This is a genomic window from Gordonia sp. LMA167 (assembly GCF_058130025.1).
Genome location: NZ_CM176708.1, coordinates 4,784,450 through 4,801,657 on the forward strand (window position 1 = coordinate 4,784,450; position 17,208 = coordinate 4,801,657).

Below are 17,208 nucleotides of genomic sequence, written 5' to 3' on the forward strand. Positions count from 1 at the left end.
CCGGTGGGGCCACGGGAGACTCCCGTCAACGGCACCGCACACTCGACGACCACCACCCGCACCCTGGTGCTGGGCGGGGTGCGATCGGGTAAATCCGGCTACGGCGAGACGCTCCTGCGGCAGCATCCGCGGGTGCGTTACCTCGCGACCGGGCCGGCGACGTCGTCGGATGCCGACTGGGTGGCCCGGGTGAGCGCCCATCGCCGGCGCCGCGACGACCGCTATACGACGGTCGAGACGATCGACGTGGCGGGGTCGTTGCGATCGGATCCCGAGACCCCGGTACTGCTCGACGACCTGGGCAACTGGCTCGCCGCGAGTCTCGACGCCGTCGGAGGATGGGGCGACGAGCCCGTCGATCTGACCGATCTGCGGTCCGACCTGTGTTCGGCGATATCCGCATTCACCGGCGATCTGGTCGTCATCAGTCCCGAGGCCGGCTTGTCGCTGGTTCCGCCGACGCCGGCGGGTAAGCGATTCCAGGATGAACTCGGGGCCCTCAACGAGGCCGTCGCCGCCGTCTGCGACCGGGTCGTCCTGGTCGTCGCCGGCCGCGTTCTCGAACTTCCGGCGCCCGCAACCCCCACGACGCAATTCTCGTCGGCAGAACCCGACATCGCGCCGACAGAACCCGACATCGCGCCGACAGCAACCACTGTGCCGGCGCCCGCACCACCGACAACCACCGAATCCACGGCGACCGAAACGGCACCGGCGGCAATGACCGCACCCTTGCCGCCGACGGCCGCAGGCTCGACCGACTGGGTGGACGCCGAGGTCTTCCCCACCGTGGAGCCGCCGGACATGGGCACCGCCGAGGCGGCCCGCGCGCGACATCTGACCCTGACGAAGCCACCCGGCGCCCTCGGACGACTCGAGGACATCGGGATATGGCTGTCGTCGTGCCAAGGGGTCTGTCCCCCACGACCGTTGACGGCGCCTGCGGTCGTCGTCTTCGCCGGCGACCATGGTGTCGCACAGTCGGGCGTGTCGGCGTTCCCGCCGGAGGTGACCGCCCAGATGGTCGCCAACATCGCCGCCGGGGGCGCTGCCGTCAATGTCCTGGCGCGCCGTGCGGGTGCCAGCGTGCGAGTCGTCGACATGTCGGTGGATGCCGACACGTCACCGGAGGTCTCCCGATACAAGGTCCGCCGCAGCAGTGGTGATCTGCGCGTCACGGACGCACTCACCATCGGTGAGGCGCGGGAGGCACTCGCGGCCGGCCGTGCCATCGCCGACGATCTCGTCGACTCGGGCGCCGATCTGCTGATCGGCGGCGAGATGGGCATCGGCAACACCACCCCGGCCACCGTGTTGATCGGGTCGCTGACCCGGCGTGAGCCCGTCGAGATCGTCGGGCGCGGAACCGGGATCGACGATGCCGGCTGGATTCGCAAGACCGCCGCGATCCGGGACGGCATGCGTCGGGCTCGGCGGCACGTGCACGACCCGCTGTCGTTGCTGGCGGCGGTCGCGGGCGCCGACCTCACCGCCCTCGCCGGGTTCCTGGCACAGGCCGCGATCCGTCGGACCCCGGTGATCCTCGACGGAATGGTCGTGACGGCCGCGGCCCTGGTGGCTAACGAACTCGCTCCCGGTGCGGCACGCTGGTGGCTGGCCGGTCACCGGTCGGTGGAACCCGCGCACACCGTCGCCCTGGGCCACCTCGACCTCACACCCGTCCTCGACCTCTCGATGCGACTCGGCGAGGGAAGCGGTGCGCTGGCCGCGCTGCCGATCGTGGCGTCGTCGGTGGACATCCTGACGTCGATGGCCACCTTCGCCGAGGCCGGCGTCAGCGACCGCGACGACGAGCCCTCGACGACAACAGTCGCGACCGGCGCGCCCTGAGATCCATGCGGTCTCCCCTGCGGGCCACCCATGTCGCGCTCAGCTGGCTGACCGTTCTGCCCCTTCCCCACCCCCGGGTGGCGATGGACCGCACCACCGGGGCCGCGGCGATGACCGCGGTACCGGTGGTCGGCGTCGTCCTCGGTGTTCCGGCTGCAGCACTCGCGGCGGGATTGTCCGCCACCGATCTCCCGTCGGCGATGGTTGGTGTCCTCGTCGTCGCGGCCCTCGGGTTGGCAACGCGGGGCATGCATCTCGACGGTCTTGCCGACACCGCGGACGGACTCGGCTGCTACGGCCCGCCCGAGCGGGTCGCCGAGGTGATGAAGAGCGGGTCGGCCGGTCCGTTCGGTGTTGCGACCATCGTCGTCGTGATGATCCTTCAGGCCATCGGATTCGGCGCCCTCGCAGATCAACAGCGTTGGTATGCAATAGTTTTCGCCGTCACACTCGGACGCCTGGTGGCCGTGATCGGTGCCCGGCGCGGGCTACCGGCCGCCCAGCCACAGGGCTTCGGGGCACTTGTCGCCGACTCGCAACGCGCCTCGATCGCCGTCTGGGGTGTCGTGGCCGTCCTCGCGGCGATCGTCAGTGGATGGCACGGCGACGCCTACGCACCCTCGACCGCGATCCGTTCGATCTGCGTCGTGGTCGCGGTCGTCGCGCTCGGATGGTGGTTCACCGCCCACTGCGCGCGCCGCATCGGCGGCATCAACGGCGATGTCCTCGGCGCCGGAATCGAACTCGGCGTGACCGTTTCACTGATCGGGCTGCTGGCCTGACCGATCAGCGGCGGTAGAGTCAGCGGCGGTAGAGCCCGGTCATCCAGCCATGGGTGTCGGCGAAGGTGCCGCGCTGAATTCCCGTCAGGGTGTCGCGCAGCGCCTGGGTGACCTCACCGGCCGAACCATCCCCGATCAGATAGTCCTCGGTCTCACCCTTCACCCGTCCGACGGGCGTGATCACCGCGGCGGTGCCGCACGCGAACACCTCGGTGATGTCGCCGGACGCAACGCCCTTGCGCAGCTCCTCGGTGCTGATGCGCCGCTCGTCGACCGCGAATCCCGCGTCGGTGGCCAACTGCAGCAACGAATCCCGGGTGATCCCCGGGAGTAGCGAGCCGGTGAGCTCGGGTGTCACGAGTCGCGCGTCGGCGCCGGACCCGAAGACGAAGAACAGGTTCATCCCGCCCATCTCCTCGATGTAGCGACGCTCGACGGCATCGAGCCAGACCACCTGATCGCACCCGTTCCGGGTCGCCTCGGCCTGCGCGAGGAAGGACGCGGCGTAGTTGCCGCCGCATTTGGCGAACCCGGTTCCGCCCGGTGCCGCCCGGACGTACTCGGTCGAGAGCCACACGCTGACCGGCTTGATTCCTCCGGTGAAATACGAACCGGCGGGCGAGGCGATGACGGAGTAGATGTACTTGTTCGACGGCGCGTTCACGCCGAGGCCGGCCTGCGAGGCGAACATGAACGGGCGTAGGTACAGGGCTTCCTCACCACCCGCCGCAGGCACCCATTCGTTGTCCGCGGCCAGCAGCGCCCGCAAGGATTCGATGAAGTCGTCGACCGGCAGCGGCGGCATGGCCAGACGCTCGGCGGACCGCTGCAGACGCTGACCGTTGGCCTCGGGCCGGAATGCGGCGATGGTGCCGTCGGGCTGGCGATATGCCTTGAGCCCCTCGAACACTTCCTGGCCGTAGTGCAGGACCATCGCCGACGGGTCGAGCGCGATCGGACCGTAGGGCCGCACCTGGGCGTTGTGCCACCCGTTGTCCACGTCGTAGTCGATCATCACCATGTTGTCGGTGAAGTACTTGCCGAAACCCGGTGCGGCGAGAATCTCCGCACGACGGCCTTCCGACACCGGGTGGGGATGCTCGGTACGCGTGAACTGCAAGGTCATTGGCCAATCGTACCGCCGCACGGCAAACCGATTATCGCCGCGTCGGCGGAGCAGCCACGAGGTCAGACGTGCGAGTCCACGAACGGTGGCGTCACCACCTCGCACCCCAGGTCGCGTCCGCGAACATCCACGACCACCTGATCGCCTACCGAGATCCCCGAATCGGTCGCCAGGAGGGCAAGCGCGATGCCCTGTTTGAGGGTCGGCGAGAACGTGCCGGACGTGCACGTCCCGATCACGGCGCCGGCCGAACCGGCACGGACGGAGCAGTCCGCCCGCGGGACACCCCGGCCGGTGGCCCGCAGCCCGTACAGTCGTCGCTCGGGACCGGATTCCTTCTCGGCGAGGAGTCGCTCGCGACCGAAGAACTCCGCCTTCTTCCACCCGACGGCCCAGCCCGCCCGCGCCTGCACGGGTGTGATCTCCGGACTCAGTTCGTGGCCGTGCAGCGCGTAGCCCATCTCGGTCCGCAGCGTGTCGCGCGCACCCAGCCCGGCCGGCTGTCCGCCGGCCTCGGTGACCGCGCCGAGCAGCGCGTCGAACACCGGCCCCGAGTCCGCCCAGCGTGGCAGGATCTCGTAGCCGCGTTCGCCGGTGTAGCCGGTGCGGCACACCCGCAGCGGCACGGTTCCACTCTCCGTTGTCAGTTCCGCGTCGGCGAAGGCCATGTATTCCATCTCGGTGGGCAATCCCAGCCCGGCCAGTACCTCAGGCGCCTTCGGCCCCTGCACCGCCAGCACGCCGAAATCCCGATGCTGGTCGGCGACGGTGATACCGGCGGGCGCGGCCGCGGACAGCTGTGCGACGACTGCCGCGGTGTTGGCCGCGTTGGGCACCAGGAACACCTCGTCGGCGCTCACCAGGTAGGCGATCATGTCGTCGACGACCCCGCCGGAGTCGTTGCAGCACAACGTGTATTGTGCTTTTCCCGGCGCGATCTTGCCGAGATCATTGGTCAGCGTGCGATTGACGAACTCGGCCGCCCCCGGCCCGGAGACCAGAGCTTTGCCGAGATGACTGACATCGAAGATCCCGACGTTCTCGCGCACTGCGATGTGTTCGGCGACGGTGCCCGCATATGACACGGGCATGTTCCATCCGCCGAACTCGGCGAAGGTGGCACCGAGAGCGGTGTGACGGTCGGCGATCGGGCCGGCGAGGAGTTCGGTCATGTCCACATACGCTACTGGGAACCACCACCCGGCTTTGGCGCTGTGGCAGAGTTGTGCCGTGACCAAGAACGAGACGACGGACCGCGTGCGCGGCCCGGAACTGGTGCCGGCGACCACTCTCGACAAGGGCGACGAGGCCCTCGTGATCGGCCTCGTCAAACCCGACGGGGACGACGCGACCGACGCCGAACCCACACTCGTCATCGGCGATGGCATCCTCGACGACGCGCAGGCCGAGGCCGTCGCCACCGCGGTCCGTCGCCTCGGAGCGACCGGAGCACACGGCGAGGTCACCCGTTTCTCGGCGCCCGACGGGATCGGCGTCGACGTCATCGTCGCCGTCGGTCTCGGCGACACCGACAATGTCGACGATGCCGAGCAGCTACGTCAGGCGGCCGGCATCGCGGCTCGCGAACTCGACGGGATCGACCAGGTCGCGACCACACTGTCGACCATCGACCTGCAGGCCGTGGCCGAGGGATTCTTCTTGGGCGCGTACCGATTCGACACGTTCCGCTCCGACAAGACCCGACCGAAGAAGGCGCCTCCGGTACGCGTCACCCTGCTCGCCGGCGACAAGGGCAAGGCCACGAAGGCCGATCTGGAGCACGCCGTCGCCGTGGCCGACTCCGTCGCGATCGCCCGTGATTTCGTGAACACCCCGCCGAGCCACCTGTATCCCGAGGAGTTCGCCGAACGGGCACGCCGGCTCGGCAGTGCCGTCGGCCTCAAGGTCGAGGTGCTCGACGACACGGCGCTGGCGAAAGCGGGATACGGCGGCATCATCGGCGTCGGTAAGGGATCGTCGCGGTTGCCCAGGCTGGTCCGCCTGACACACACCGGGAAGAAGGGCGCCAAGAAGGTCGCGCTCGTCGGCAAGGGCATCACCTTCGACACCGGCGGCATCTCGATCAAACCCGCCGCCAACATGGACCACATGACCTCGGACATGGGTGGCGCCGCTGCCGTCATCGGGGCCACCATCCTCGCGGCCCGGCTCGATCTCGACATCTCGGTGACGGCCACGGTGCCGATGGCGGAGAACATGCCGTCGTCCACCGCACAACGTCCCGGCGATGTACTCACCCAGTACGGCGGCACCACCGTCGAGGTCCTCAACACCGATGCCGAGGGACGACTGATCCTGGCCGACGCGATCGTCCGAGCCTGCGAGGACGAGCCGGATTACCTCATCGACACCGCCACCCTCACCGGAGCGCAGATGGTCGCGCTCGGCGCTCGCACGCCGGGCGTCATGGGCACCGACGACTTCCGGGATCGGGTCGCCGCGCTCTCGCGAGAGGTCGGCGAGAACGGCTGGGCCATGCCACTGCCCGCCGAGCTCCGGGCCGATCTCAAGTCGCGGGTCGCCGACCTGGCGAATGTGACCAATCACCGCAACGGCGGAATGCTCTCGGCAGGACTGTTCCTGAAGGAGTTCGTCCCCGCGTCGGTGTCGTGGGCCCACATCGACATCGCCGGACCCGCATTCAACACGGGCGGAGCGTGGGGATACACCCCGAAGGGTGGTACCGGTGTGCCGGTGCGGACCATCGCCCGGGTGCTCGAGGACATCGCGGCACACGGCTGATGACCCCGCGGCATCCGGCGGATCCGGCCCACGAGAGTTACCGCACACAAAGTCCGGCCACAGCACGTCACTGTGACGCAGGCCGGGTAGGGTGACTCAGGGACGGACGGCTCACCCGCCACAGCCCGTTCCGGTGCACCGACGGCGCACACACCGCGGCGCGCAGAACAACGACAACACCTCGAGTTCAGGAGTCAACAACGATGGCCTTCTCCGTCCAGATGCCCGCCCTTGGTGAAAGCGTCACCGAGGGGACAGTCACACGGTGGCTGAAGGAGGAGGGCGACACCGTCGAGGCCGACGAGCCGTTGCTCGAGGTGTCCACCGACAAGGTCGACACCGAGATCCCCGCCCCCGCATCAGGTGTGCTGACGAAGATCATCGCCGCCGAGGACGATGTGGTCGAGGTCGGCGGCGAGCTCGCCCTGATCGGCGAAGAAGGAGAATCGGCACCGGACTCCTCGGGCGGAGGCGACGAGGCGCCCGCAGCGGAGAAAGACGAGCCGGCCGAGGCCCCGTCCACCGACTCCGAGGAACCGGCCACCAAGCCGAGCGCCGAGTCGACCACCGGCGGCGGATCGGCATCGGGAACCGACGTCGTGATGCCCGAATTGGGCGAGTCGGTCACCGAGGGCACCGTCACCAACTGGCTGAAGGCCGTCGGTGACGAGGTCGCCGCGGACGAGCCGCTGCTCGAGGTGTCCACCGACAAGGTCGACACCGAGATCCCCTCACCGGTCGCCGGCACCCTGCTCGAGATCCTCGCGCAGGAAGACGACGTGATCGAGGTGGGCGGCAGGCTGGCCGTCATCGGCGACGCCTCCGCCGCACCGGCACAGAAGTCCGAGCCGGAGCCCGAGGCGAAATCCGAACCAGAGCCGGAACCCGAACCGGAGCCGGAACCGGAGCCCGAGCCCGAGCCGGAACCCGCGAAGGCGGAGTCGAAGCCTGCTCCTGCCGAGCCCAAGGACGAAGTGAAGGTCTCCAAGGCCGAGCCGGAGACGATGTCGTCGACCCCGTACGTGACGCCACTGGTCCGAAAGCTGGCCGCCGAGAACGACATCGACCTCAACTCCGTCAAGGGCACCGGCGTCGGCGGTCGAATCCGCAAGCAGGACGTGCTGGCCGCGGCCGAGGCCGCCAAGGCACCGGCACCCGCGTCCACGCCCGCACCGGCGGCATCCGCCCCGGCAGCACCGGCTGCGTCATCGTCGCCCGAGATCAAGCCCGAGCTCGCCGAGCTGCGCGGTACCACCCAGAAGATCAACCGGATTCGTCAGATCACGGCGAAGAAGACGCGCGAGTCGCTGCAGACGAGCGCGCAGCTCACGCAGGTCTTCGAGGTCGACATGACCAAGATCGTGTCGCTGCGCAAGGCCGCCAAGGAGTCGTTCAAGGCATCCGAGGGCGTGAACCTCACGTTCCTGCCGTTCATCGCGAAGGCCGTCGTCGAGGCGCTCAAGGCGCACCCCAACGTCAACGCGTCGATCGACGAGGACAAGAAGGAGATCACCTACTACGACAAGGTGCATCTCGGTATCGCGGTCGACACCGAACAGGGACTGTTGTCGCCGGTCATCCACAATGCGGACGACCTGTCCATCGCCGGTCTCGCCCGTGCGATCGCCGACATCGCCGCCCGGGCCCGGAAGGGTGCGGGTGGCCTCAAGCCCGACGAGTTGGCCGGTGGCACCTTCACCATCACCAACATCGGTAGTCAGGGCGCACTGTTCGACACGCCGATCCTGGTGCCGCCGCAGGCGGCGATGCTGGGCACCGGTGCCATCGTCAAGCGGCCGGTCGTGATCACCGCCGACGACGGCTCCGAGTCGATCGCGGTGCGGTCGATGTCCTATCTGCCGCTGACCTACGATCACCGTCTGATCGACGGTGCCGACGCGGGCCGCTTCCTGACCACCATCAAGAAACGCCTCGAACAGGGTTCGTTCGCCGCCGACCTCGGACTCTAGGACGCGATGCGCATAGCCGTCGCCGGCTCGCAGGGGATGATCGGCTCCGCTCTGGTCTCCGCACTACGCGGGGCCGATCACACCGTGGTGCGCCTGGTCCGACGCGAGGCGCTGTCGGATGACGAGTTCAGCTGGGACCCGGAGACATTCGGGGTACCCGAGGAGAGTCTCGACGGCGTCGACGCGGTCATCGGGCTCGGTGGGGTCGGTGTCGGTGACCACCGGTGGACCGGCCGCTACAAGCAGGAGCTGCGGGATTCGAGGATCACACCCACCGAGGTGCTCGCCCAGGCGGTGACCGCGGCGGGCGTGCCGACCTTCATCAACGCGTCGGCCAGCGGTTACTACGGCGACACCGGAACGCATGCCGCGGTGGAGGGCGACCCCGCCGGCGAGGGATTCCTGGCCGAGATGGTGACCGACTGGGAGCGGGCGGCCACCGCCAACACCGGTGGTGGCACGCGGTTGGTGCTGTTGCGCACCGCACCGGTACTGGCCCGCAAGGGTGGTCTGGTGAGTCGGGTCAAGCCGATCTTCTGGCTCGGCCTCGGCGGTGCCATCGGCGACGGCAAGCAGTACTTCTCGTGGATCAGCCTGCCCGACCAGGTGCGGGCGATCGCGTTCCTGCTGGAGTCGTCGATCAGCGGACCGGTCAACCTGTCGTCGCCGGGATCGCTGCCGTTCGGGGAGTTCACCGACGCGCTGGGCCGGTCGATGCACCGACCCACCCTGTTCAAGGTGCCCGCGTTCGCCGCCAAGGCGGCCGGGGGCGAGCTGGCCGAGGAAATGATTCTGTTCAGTCAGCGCGTTACACCTGCTGTGCTGACCGAACACGGCTTTGAGTTCACCCACCCGCAGATCGACTACGCACTGGAGTACGTCAATGCGTGAGGCATCCATCCGTCAGTCCGGCGTGCCACTCGAAGTGCGCCGACTCGACGGATTGATCGATTACCGCGAGGCCTATGACCTGCAGCATCGGCTCGCGACCGAGCGTGCCGATGGCGTCCTCGAGCACGACGTGCTGTTGCTGCTGGAGCATGCCTCCACCTATACGGCCGGAAAACGGACCGAGGACTCGGACCGCCCGACGGACGGCTCGCCGGTCATCGATGTCGACCGCGGTGGTCGGATCACCTGGCACGGACCGGGGCAACTGGTCGGCTATCCCATCGTTCGTCTGGCCGAACCGCTCGACGTCGTCGAGTATGTGCGGCGCCTCGAGGAGGCGTTGATCACGGTCTGCCGCGACGCGGGCGTGCCGACGGGCCGCGTCGCCGGCCGATCCGGCGTGTGGGTGTGTGATGACGCCGGTGAACGCAAACTCGGCCAGATCGGCATCCGGGTGGCGCGCGGTGTCGCGCTCCACGGCTTCGCGCTCAACATCGACCCCGACATGAGTGCCTTCGAGGCAATCGTCCCGTGCGGCATCGCCGATGCCGGGGTGACGTCGCTGAGCCGCGAACTCGCGCGGCCGATCACCGTCGATGACCTGGTCGAACCCGTCGCAGCGGCCGTGCAGGCCGCCCTCGACGCCACCCACAACGTGATCGATGCGCCGCTGACCGCGAGCGTAGGATCGGAGCAGTGACTGTGTCCTCATCCCCCGACGCCACACCTGACACGCCGGGCCGGGTCTCGCCGGCCCCCGAACCGGGCGGCCGCAAGTTGCTGCGTCTCGAGGTACGCAACGCGCAGACCCCGATCGAGCGCAAGCCGAACTGGATCAAGACCCGCGCGACGATGGGACCGGAGTACACCGAGCTCAAGGGCTTGGTGAAGCGTGAGGGCCTGCACACCGTGTGTGAAGAGGCCGGCTGCCCGAACATCTACGAATGCTGGGAAGACCGCGAGGCCACCTTCCTCATCGGCGGCGAGCAGTGCACCCGGCGGTGCGACTTCTGTCAGATCGACACCGGCAAGCCCGCCGAACTCGATCGCGACGAACCCCGCCGCGTCGCCGAGAGTGTGCAGGCGATGGGCCTGCGGTACTCGACCATCACGGGTGTGGCCCGCGACGACCTGCCCGACGAGGGTGCGTGGCTGTACGCCGAAACCGTGCGCGCCATCCACCGACTCAACCCGGGCACCGGCGTGGAGAACCTGATCCCGGACTTCCACGCCAAGCCGGATCTGCTCGCCGAGGTGTTCGATGCCCGCCCCGAGGTCCTGGCCCACAATCTGGAGACCGTGCCGCGCATCTTCAAGCGCATCCGCCCGGCGTTCCGTTACGAACGCTCCCTCGACGTGCTCACCCAGGCTCGCGACTTCGGGCTGGTCACCAAGTCGAACCTGATCCTCGGCATGGGCGAGACGCCCGAAGAGGTGCAATCGGCGATCGTCGACCTCCACGAGGCGGGCTGCGACATCCTGACGATCACCCAGTACCTGCGCCCCTCGCCCCGCCATCATCCGGTGGAACGCTGGGTCAAGCCCGAGGAGTTCGTCGACCACTCCGAGTTCGCCACCGAGATCGGGTTCGCCGGTGTCATGGCCGGCCCGCTGGTCCGCTCGTCCTACCGGGCCGGACGCCTCTACGCGCAGGCGATGGCACACCGCGGCCGTGAACTCGAGCCCGCACTGGCACATCTCGCCGACGAGGGAAGCGCGAGCCAGGAGGCGTCCAGCCTCCTCGCCCGCCTCGCCCGATAGCCCCATCGCCCGTCCGGTTCGAGGCGGGAGCCCGAACCCGTGGCCGGAGCGGCCGAAGCGCGCCGTAAACTGGTCACCATGGCAAAGGCGCAAGACAAAGAGGCGAAGGCCGCAGCGAAAAAGGCCCGCAGGCAGGCGTCGAAGGAACGTCGCCAGCAGATGTGGCAGGCCTTCCAGATGCAGCGCAAGGAAGACAAACGGCTGATCCCGTACATGGTCGGCCTCTTCGTCGTCATCGTCGCCGTCTTCGTGGTCCTCGGCTTCGTCTTCGGCTCGGTGTGGCTCCTGCTCCCGCTGGGCATCGTCCTGGGTCTGCTGGCGGCGTTCCTCCTGTTCGGCCGACGGGTGCAGCGCACCGTCTACACGAAGGCCGAGGGTCAGCCGGGTGCCGCGGGCTGGGCGCTGGGCAACATGCGCGGCCAGTGGCGGGTGAAGCAGGCGGTGTCCGGCAACGCCCACCTCGACGCCGTGCACCGGGTGATCGGCAAGCCGGGCGTGATCCTCGTCGGCGAGGGCTCTCCTACTCGTGTCCGCCCACTGCTCGCGCAGGAGAAGAAGAAGGCCGCCCGCGTCGTCGGCGACACCCCGATCTACGAGATCATCGTCGGCAACGACGACGGTCAGGTCGCACTGAGCAAGCTCGAACGGCACCTCAACAAACTGCCCAAGAACATCGACGCCAAGCGGATGGATGCCCTCGAGGGACGGCTCGCGGCACTCGGCGGTCGCAACCCGCAGGGACCGGGCATGCCCAAGGGCCCGTTACCGGGCAATGCCAAGGTGCGTGGGATGCAGCGCACCGCCCGCCGCAAGAGCTGACGTCACAATCGATTTCGTAGCAACAGCCCGCGCAGTGCGCGGGCTGTTGCTACTCACAGGTCAGTCCAGGAAGCCGTGCAGCAGCGTCGCGGTGCCGTCGATGTGCGCACGCATCGCGTCGGCGGCGGCATCGGGGTTGCCGGTCAGGATCGCGATGACGATCGCCTTGTGCTGTTCCTCGGAATGGGTGATGTTCGGTTCGAGCTGAGGGATCCGGTCCAGCAGACGATTGATGCGCATCCGGTTGTCGGCCACGAGCGTGACCAGCGTCGGGGCGCCCGCCGCCTCCGCGATGGCCAGATGCAGCCGTGAGTCGAGCCTGCGATAGTCGTCGCCACCGGCACCGGCGGCGTCACCGGAGTCGGTGAGTCGTGCCCACAGGGATTCCCGTTCGGCGGCGGAGAAGGTTCGGCCCGCCGCCATCCGGGCCGCGCCCACCTCGAGGATCTCCCGAACCCGTACTGTGTCGTCGAGCTCGACCCGGCTGATCGGTTCGATGTCCCCCTCGGCGAGGTCGGTTCCCGCGATGGCCCCGGGTGCCGGCAGCCGCTCGGCCAGGAACGTGCCGCCGTACCTTCCGCGCTTGGACACCAGGAACCCGGCGTCGGCCAGCGCCTTGATCGCCTCCCGAACGGTGTCGCGGCTGACGCCGAGACGCAGCGCGAGTTCGCGTTCGGGCGGGATCGACTCCCCCGGCTCGAACACCCCCAGCCGGATCAGCTGGAGCAACCGCCCCACGGTCTCCTCGAATGCGTTCGCGGGACGGACCGGCGCGAGCAGCGCGTCGGCGAGTTGTTCCGATCGGGCGGGAATCGTCATGAGACGTACCTACAGCGGGGTCACATAGGCCGAGCTGATCCCGCCATCGACGAGGAAGGTCGATGCCGTGATGAACGACGCGTCGTCGCTGGCGAGGAAGGCGACTGCGGCGGCGAGTTCCTCCGGCTCGGCGAACCGGCCGACCGGCACATGCACCAGCCTGCGAGCCGCACGCTCCGGATCCTTGGCGAACAGTTCCTTCAACAGCGGCGTGTTCACCGGCCCCGGACACAACGCATTGACCCGGATGCCCTGCCGCGCGTACTGCACGCCGAGTTCCCGCGACATCGCCAGCACCCCGCCTTTCGACGCGGTGTACGAGATCTGAGAGGTAGCCGAACCCATCACCGCGACGAACGACGCCGTGTTGATGATCGAACCCTTGCCCGCCACTGTCATGTGCCGCAGAGCCGCCCGACAGGAGAAGTAGACCGACGTGAGGTTGACCGACTGCACGCGCTCCCAGGCGTCGAGTCCGGTGTTCTCGATGAGGTCGTCGTCAGGCGGTGAGATGCCCGCATTGTTGAAGGCGACGTCGACGCCTCCGTAGCGCTGGGCTGCCGAGTCGAACAGCTCGTCGACCTGTGTCTGGTCGGCCACATCGACCGCGACGAACAGACCGTCGACCTCCTCGGCGGCCCGCTTACCGGCATCAGGGTCCAGATCGCCGATCACGATGGTCGCGCCCTCGGCACGCATCCGTCGCGCGGCGGCCAGCCCGATACCGCTGCCGCCGCCGGTGATCACCGCGACGCGTCCGGCCAGACGTTGGGTCAGATCGACTGTCGTACTCATGTTTTCCCTTCCAGATCGGGCACCGCGATGAACACGTTCTTGGTCTCGGTGAATCCCAGTGGGGCGTCGGGGCCCAGTTCCCGCCCGAGTCCCGACTGTTTGAAGCCGCCGAACGGTGTGCCGTACCGCACCGCCGAGTGCGAGTTGACGGACAGGTTGCCGGCCGCGACCGCCCGCGAAACCCGCAGTGCACGACCGAGATCGTTGGTCCAGATCGAGCCCGCGAGCCCATAGTCGGTGGCGTTCGCGATCGCGACGGCGTCGGCCTCGTCGTCGAACGGCAACACCGTGACCACCGGTCCGAAGATCTCCTCGACGACGGATCGGTCGCCCAATTGTGGCGTGAGAACTGTCGGCGGGAACCAGAATCCCGGCCCGTCGGGCGCGCTCCCGCGGAAGGCGACCGGCGCGTCGGCGGGGACGAACGACGCCACCTTCTCCCAGTGTGCCCGGGACACAAGGGGCCCCATCTCCGTATCGTCGGCGGTCGGGTCGCCGACGCGTACGCCGGCCACAGCGGGCTCGAGCATCTCCAAGAACGTCTCGTACACGCTGCGTTGCACGAGAATCCGGCTGCGCGCACAGCAGTCCTGCCCGGCGTTGTCGAAGACGCCGTAGGGTGCCGTCGCGGCCGCCTGCTCGAGATCCGAATCGGCGAAGACGATGTTCGCGCTCTTGCCACCGAGTTCGAGCGTCACCCGCTTCACCGACTCGGCAGCCCGCGTCATCACGTGCCGGCCGGTCCGGGTGGATCCGGTGAACACGATCTTGCCGATACCCGGATGCCCCAACAACGCCTCGCCGACGACGTCCCCGCGGCCGGGCACCACCTGCAGCAAACCGTCCGGCAGCCCGGCCTCGACGGCGAGTTCCGCGAGTCGGATGGTGGTCAGTGGTGTCCACTCGGCGGGCTTGACGATCACCGCGTTGCCGGCCGCCAGCGCGGGGGCGAATCCCCACGACGCGATCGTCATCGGGAAGTTCCACGGGGTGATCACGCCGACGACCCCGATGGGCTCACAGAAGGTGATGTCGATACCACCCGCGACCGGGATCTGCTTGCCGGACAGACGTTCCGGTGTCGCAGCGTAGTAGGTGAGTACATCGGACACATGCTCCGCCTCCCAGCGGGCCTGCCCGATCGGATGCCCCGAGTTCGCCACCTCGAGGGCGGCCAGTTCGTCGCGATGGGCGGCGACGGCCGCAGCGAAATCACGGAGCGCCTTCGCTCGTGCGGCCGGTGACCGACCGGCCCACGTCCGCTGCGCTCGTCGGGCCGCGTCCACGGCGTCGTCGACCGCGCTCGCATCAAAGAACTCGACGTCGGCGAAGACCTGCCCGGTTGCCGGGTTGATCAGTTCCACTGTGGTCACGCGTCCACCTCCTCGGCTCGGGCCAACCGGATACGTGCGGCATCGACGACCGCGGAGAACAGCCGTAGGTCATCGAGTCGCTCCTCGGGATGCCACTGCACCGCCAGCACGAACTCGTCACCGGGACGCTCGAGCGCCTCGATCAATCCGTCCGCATCCCGGGCACTGACGACCAGACCGTCAGCGGGCCGATCGATGCCCTGGTGGTGATAACACTGTGCTTCCACGTGCTCGCCGAGCAACGATGCGAGGCGCGTACCCGGGGTGATCTCGATCTCCGTACTGGAGAAGATCGCGTTGCCTGCGCGATGGCGCGAGTGCCCGAGGACGTCGGGCAGATGCTGATGCAATGTGCCACCGAGGGCCACGTTGAGCACCTGGATGCCGCGACAGATGCCCAGCACTGGGAGATCGCGGCGCAGTGCGGCATCCAGCAGAGCGAACTCCCAGGCGTCCCGATCGGTTCGCGGGCGGTCGGTCTCCGGGTGCGGTTGTTGCCCGTATCCGGCCGGGTCGACGTCGACACCGCCGGTGAGCACCAGCGCGTCCAGACCTTCGACGACCCGTCGGGCGACCGCCGCGTCGACGTCCTGTGGCGGCAGCAGCACCGCGATACCGCCCGCTCGGCTTATCCCGTCGAAATACACGTGCGGGAGAAAGCTGGCGCGCACATCCCACACCCCGGTGCGGGACTGTTCCAGGTAGGTGGTCAATCCGATGATCGGCCGGTTGACCCCTGCTCGTTCAGAGGCGTTCAAACCCGCGCACCCTTTCCCAATCGGTCACGGCCGAACCGTACGCCGCCAGCTCCACCCGGGCACTGTTGAGGTAGTGCTCGACGACGTCGGTCCCGAATGCCGCGCGCGCCAACGCCGAGCCCGCGAACAGTTCGGCGGCCTCGGCCAGCGACGTCGGGAGCCGGTCCGCCTGCCCCGCATAGGCATTGCCGGTGGCCATCTCGGGTAGCGGCAGCGCGCGATCGATCCCGTCGAGTCCGGCGGCGATCAGGGCGGCCACCGCCAGGTACTGGTTGACGTCGCCGCCCGGCGCACGGCACTCGACCCGCATCCCCGCGCCATGTCCGACGACGCGCATCGCGCACGTCCGGTTGTCCATCCCCCATGCGATCGCGGTCGGCGCGAAGCTGCCGTCGACATATCGCTTGTAGGAGTTGATGTTCGGCGCATAGAACAGCGTCAACTCGCGCAGCGACGCGAGAATCCCGGCGATGAAGTGCCGGAACATCGCCGACATCCCGTCCGGATCGCCGTCGTCGGCGAACACTGCCGTGCCGTCCTCGGCGCGCAACGAGATGTGGATGTGGCAGCTGTTGCCCTCGCGCTCGTCGAACTTGGCCATGAACGTGAGGCTCTTGCCGTGCTGGTCGGCGATCTCCTTGGCACCGTTGCGATAGATCGTGTGGTTGTCACACGTCACCAGTGCCTGGTCGTAGCGGAAGGCGATCTCCTGCTGACCCAGATTGCACTCGCCCTTGACGCCTTCGCAGTACATGCCGGCGCCGTCCATCCCGCGCCGGATGTCGCGCAACAGCGGTTCCATCCGGGTCGAGGCGACCATCGCATAGTCGACGTTGTAGTCGGTGGCGGGCGTGAGGTCGTGATAGCGCTTGGCCCACGCCTCCCGAAAGGTGTTGTCGAACACCATGAACTCGAGCTCGGTACCGACAAAGGGCACGAGTCCCCGCTCGGCGAGCCGATCGATCTGGCGTCGCAGGATGTTTCGCGGCGCCGGCGACACGGGTTCGGCGTCGGTGGTGCCGAGATCGGCGAGCACCAGCGCGGTCCCGGGTAGCCACGGGATTCGCCGGAGCGTGCTGAAGTCGGGGGTCATCACCATGTCCCCGTACCCGGTCTCCCAGCTCGACATCGCGTAACCGTCCACGGTGTTCATGTCCACGTCGACGGCCAGTAGATAGTTGCAGCATTCCGCCCCGTGCGCGGCGACGTCGTCGAGGAAGAGCCGCGCCGACACCCGTTTTCCGGTGAGCCGGCCCTGCATGTCGGGAAACGCGACGATCACCGTGTCGATCTCGTCGGCGGTGACGAGTTCCTGCAGATCGGCCATGTCCAGCATGCCGTCGGTCATCGACACTCCTCTGTGTGCTCCGGTCTCGTGCTCTCGGGCCGACGAGTGGCCCACCTGATTCGGCCTCAGTCAACCATTGGACACTCGATCAACTCGAATTCACCGTCCGATTTAACCGGAAATTTTCGTCTAAAGGTGGGTGAGCCAACCAT

At 68.2% G+C, this 17,208-nt stretch carries 15 protein-coding genes; 8 read left to right on the plus strand and 7 right to left on the minus strand.

Going from position 1 to position 17,208, the window contains the following annotated elements:
* Positions 1-3: 3 nt before the first annotated feature.
* Together cobT and ACVT6V_RS21735 are read left to right on the plus strand one after the other, a co-directional pair.
* The gene (gene cobT / locus ACVT6V_RS21730; protein WP_489896176.1) at positions 4-1,851 is read left to right on the plus strand and encodes a nicotinate-nucleotide--dimethylbenzimidazole phosphoribosyltransferase; all 1,848 of its coding nucleotides are present in this window, start codon (positions 4-6) and stop codon (positions 1,849-1,851) included.
* Positions 1,852-1,856: 5 nt separating this feature from the next.
* Positions 1,857-2,633: an adenosylcobinamide-GDP ribazoletransferase gene (locus ACVT6V_RS21735; protein ID WP_489896177.1), complete on the plus strand. Its 777-nt coding sequence runs from the start codon at positions 1,857-1,859 to the stop codon at positions 2,631-2,633.
* A 19-nt stretch (positions 2,634-2,652) separates the two neighbouring features.
* Here ACVT6V_RS21735 and ACVT6V_RS21740 read toward each other — a convergent pair whose 3' ends face one another.
* The gene (locus ACVT6V_RS21740) at positions 2,653-3,759 is read right to left on the minus strand and encodes a branched-chain amino acid aminotransferase (RefSeq protein WP_489896178.1); all 1,107 of its coding nucleotides are present in this window, start codon (positions 3,757-3,759) and stop codon (positions 2,653-2,655) included.
* Between the two features lie 62 nt (positions 3,760-3,821).
* Entirely contained in the window at positions 3,822-4,931 is a 1,110-nt protein-coding gene (gcvT, locus tag ACVT6V_RS21745) for a glycine cleavage system aminomethyltransferase GcvT (RefSeq protein ID WP_489896179.1), read from the minus strand.
* Positions 4,932-4,989: 58 nt separating this feature from the next.
* Between gcvT and ACVT6V_RS21750 the strand changes: the two genes are divergently transcribed.
* The 6 genes from ACVT6V_RS21750 to ACVT6V_RS21775 all read left to right on the plus strand — a co-directional run bounded on the left by ACVT6V_RS21750 (position 4,990) and on the right by ACVT6V_RS21775 (position 11,963).
* Complete coding sequence (locus tag ACVT6V_RS21750) at positions 4,990-6,522, plus strand: leucyl aminopeptidase (protein WP_489900952.1); 1,533 nt, start codon at positions 4,990-4,992, stop codon at positions 6,520-6,522.
* Positions 6,523-6,725: 203 nt separating this feature from the next.
* A complete protein-coding gene (gene sucB / locus ACVT6V_RS21755; protein ID WP_489896180.1) occupies positions 6,726-8,492 on the plus strand; it encodes a 2-oxoglutarate dehydrogenase, E2 component, dihydrolipoamide succinyltransferase in 1,767 nt (588 codons plus the stop codon).
* Between the two features lie 6 nt (positions 8,493-8,498).
* Positions 8,499-9,383, plus strand: coding sequence for a TIGR01777 family oxidoreductase (locus ACVT6V_RS21760; protein WP_489896181.1), 885 nt, complete (start codon positions 8,499-8,501; stop codon positions 9,381-9,383).
* Positions 9,376-10,083, plus strand: coding sequence for a lipoyl(octanoyl) transferase LipB (gene lipB / locus ACVT6V_RS21765; protein WP_489896182.1), 708 nt, complete (start codon positions 9,376-9,378; stop codon positions 10,081-10,083). The genes ACVT6V_RS21760 and lipB overlap by 8 nt, the downstream gene beginning before the upstream one ends.
* Entirely contained in the window at positions 10,080-11,144 is a 1,065-nt protein-coding gene (gene lipA / locus ACVT6V_RS21770; RefSeq protein WP_489896183.1) for a lipoyl synthase, read from the plus strand. Before lipB ends, lipA begins: the two co-directional genes overlap by 4 nt.
* Before the next feature lie 78 nt (positions 11,145-11,222).
* Positions 11,223-11,963 carry a DUF4191 domain-containing protein gene (locus ACVT6V_RS21775; protein ID WP_489896184.1) on the plus strand — a complete coding sequence of 247 codons (741 nt, stop codon included), beginning with the start codon at positions 11,223-11,225 and terminating at the stop codon, positions 11,961-11,963.
* Between the two features lie 60 nt (positions 11,964-12,023).
* Here ACVT6V_RS21775 and ACVT6V_RS21780 read toward each other — a convergent pair whose 3' ends face one another.
* Genes ACVT6V_RS21780 through ACVT6V_RS21800 form a run of 5 tightly spaced genes read right to left on the minus strand, consistent with a single transcriptional unit; the run spans position 12,024 to position 17,056 of the window.
* Positions 12,024-12,782, minus strand: a complete 759-nt coding sequence (locus ACVT6V_RS21780) for a FadR/GntR family transcriptional regulator (RefSeq protein ID WP_489896185.1) — start codon at positions 12,780-12,782, stop codon at positions 12,024-12,026.
* Between the two features lie 9 nt (positions 12,783-12,791).
* On the minus strand, positions 12,792-13,577 hold the full coding sequence (locus tag ACVT6V_RS21785; protein ID WP_489896186.1) for a 3-oxoacyl-ACP reductase: 786 nt from the start codon (positions 13,575-13,577) through the stop codon (positions 12,792-12,794).
* Positions 13,574-14,950 (minus strand): aldehyde dehydrogenase family protein, encoded by a 1,377-nt coding sequence (locus ACVT6V_RS21790; protein WP_489896187.1) that lies wholly within the window; start codon positions 14,948-14,950, stop codon positions 13,574-13,576. The genes ACVT6V_RS21785 and ACVT6V_RS21790 overlap by 4 nt, the downstream gene beginning before the upstream one ends.
* On the minus strand, positions 14,947-15,708 hold the full coding sequence (locus tag ACVT6V_RS21795; RefSeq protein WP_489896188.1) for a gamma-glutamyl-gamma-aminobutyrate hydrolase family protein: 762 nt from the start codon (positions 15,706-15,708) through the stop codon (positions 14,947-14,949). Before ACVT6V_RS21795 ends, ACVT6V_RS21790 begins: the two co-directional genes overlap by 4 nt.
* Positions 15,695-17,056 carry a glutamine synthetase family protein gene (locus ACVT6V_RS21800; protein WP_489896189.1) on the minus strand — a complete coding sequence of 454 codons (1,362 nt, stop codon included), beginning with the start codon at positions 17,054-17,056 and terminating at the stop codon, positions 15,695-15,697. The genes ACVT6V_RS21795 and ACVT6V_RS21800 overlap by 14 nt, the downstream gene beginning before the upstream one ends.
* Positions 17,057-17,208 lie beyond the last annotated feature (152 nt).

Excerpts from the sequence above, each read along its gene's own strand:
- ACVT6V_RS21735 (WP_489896177.1), top strand. The coding sequence starts at position 1,857 with ATGCGGTCTCCCCTGCGGGCCACCCATGTCGCGCTCAGCTGGCTGACC.
- ACVT6V_RS21740 (WP_489896178.1), bottom strand. The coding sequence starts at position 3,759 with ATGACCTTGCAGTTCACGCGTACCGAGCATCCCCACCCGGTGTCGGAA.
- gcvT (WP_489896179.1), bottom strand. The coding sequence starts at position 4,931 with ATGACCGAACTCCTCGCCGGCCCGATCGCCGACCGTCACACCGCTCTC.
- sucB (WP_489896180.1), top strand. The coding sequence starts at position 6,726 with ATGGCCTTCTCCGTCCAGATGCCCGCCCTTGGTGAAAGCGTCACCGAG.
- ACVT6V_RS21760 (WP_489896181.1), top strand. The coding sequence starts at position 8,499 with ATGCGCATAGCCGTCGCCGGCTCGCAGGGGATGATCGGCTCCGCTCTG.
- lipB (WP_489896182.1), top strand. The coding sequence starts at position 9,376 with ATGCGTGAGGCATCCATCCGTCAGTCCGGCGTGCCACTCGAAGTGCGC.
- ACVT6V_RS21775 (WP_489896184.1), top strand. The coding sequence starts at position 11,223 with ATGGCAAAGGCGCAAGACAAAGAGGCGAAGGCCGCAGCGAAAAAGGCC.
- ACVT6V_RS21780 (WP_489896185.1), bottom strand. The coding sequence starts at position 12,782 with ATGACGATTCCCGCCCGATCGGAACAACTCGCCGACGCGCTGCTCGCG.
- ACVT6V_RS21785 (WP_489896186.1), bottom strand. The coding sequence starts at position 13,577 with ATGAGTACGACAGTCGATCTGACCCAACGTCTGGCCGGACGCGTCGCG.
- ACVT6V_RS21800 (WP_489896189.1), bottom strand. The coding sequence starts at position 17,056 with ATGACCGACGGCATGCTGGACATGGCCGATCTGCAGGAACTCGTCACC.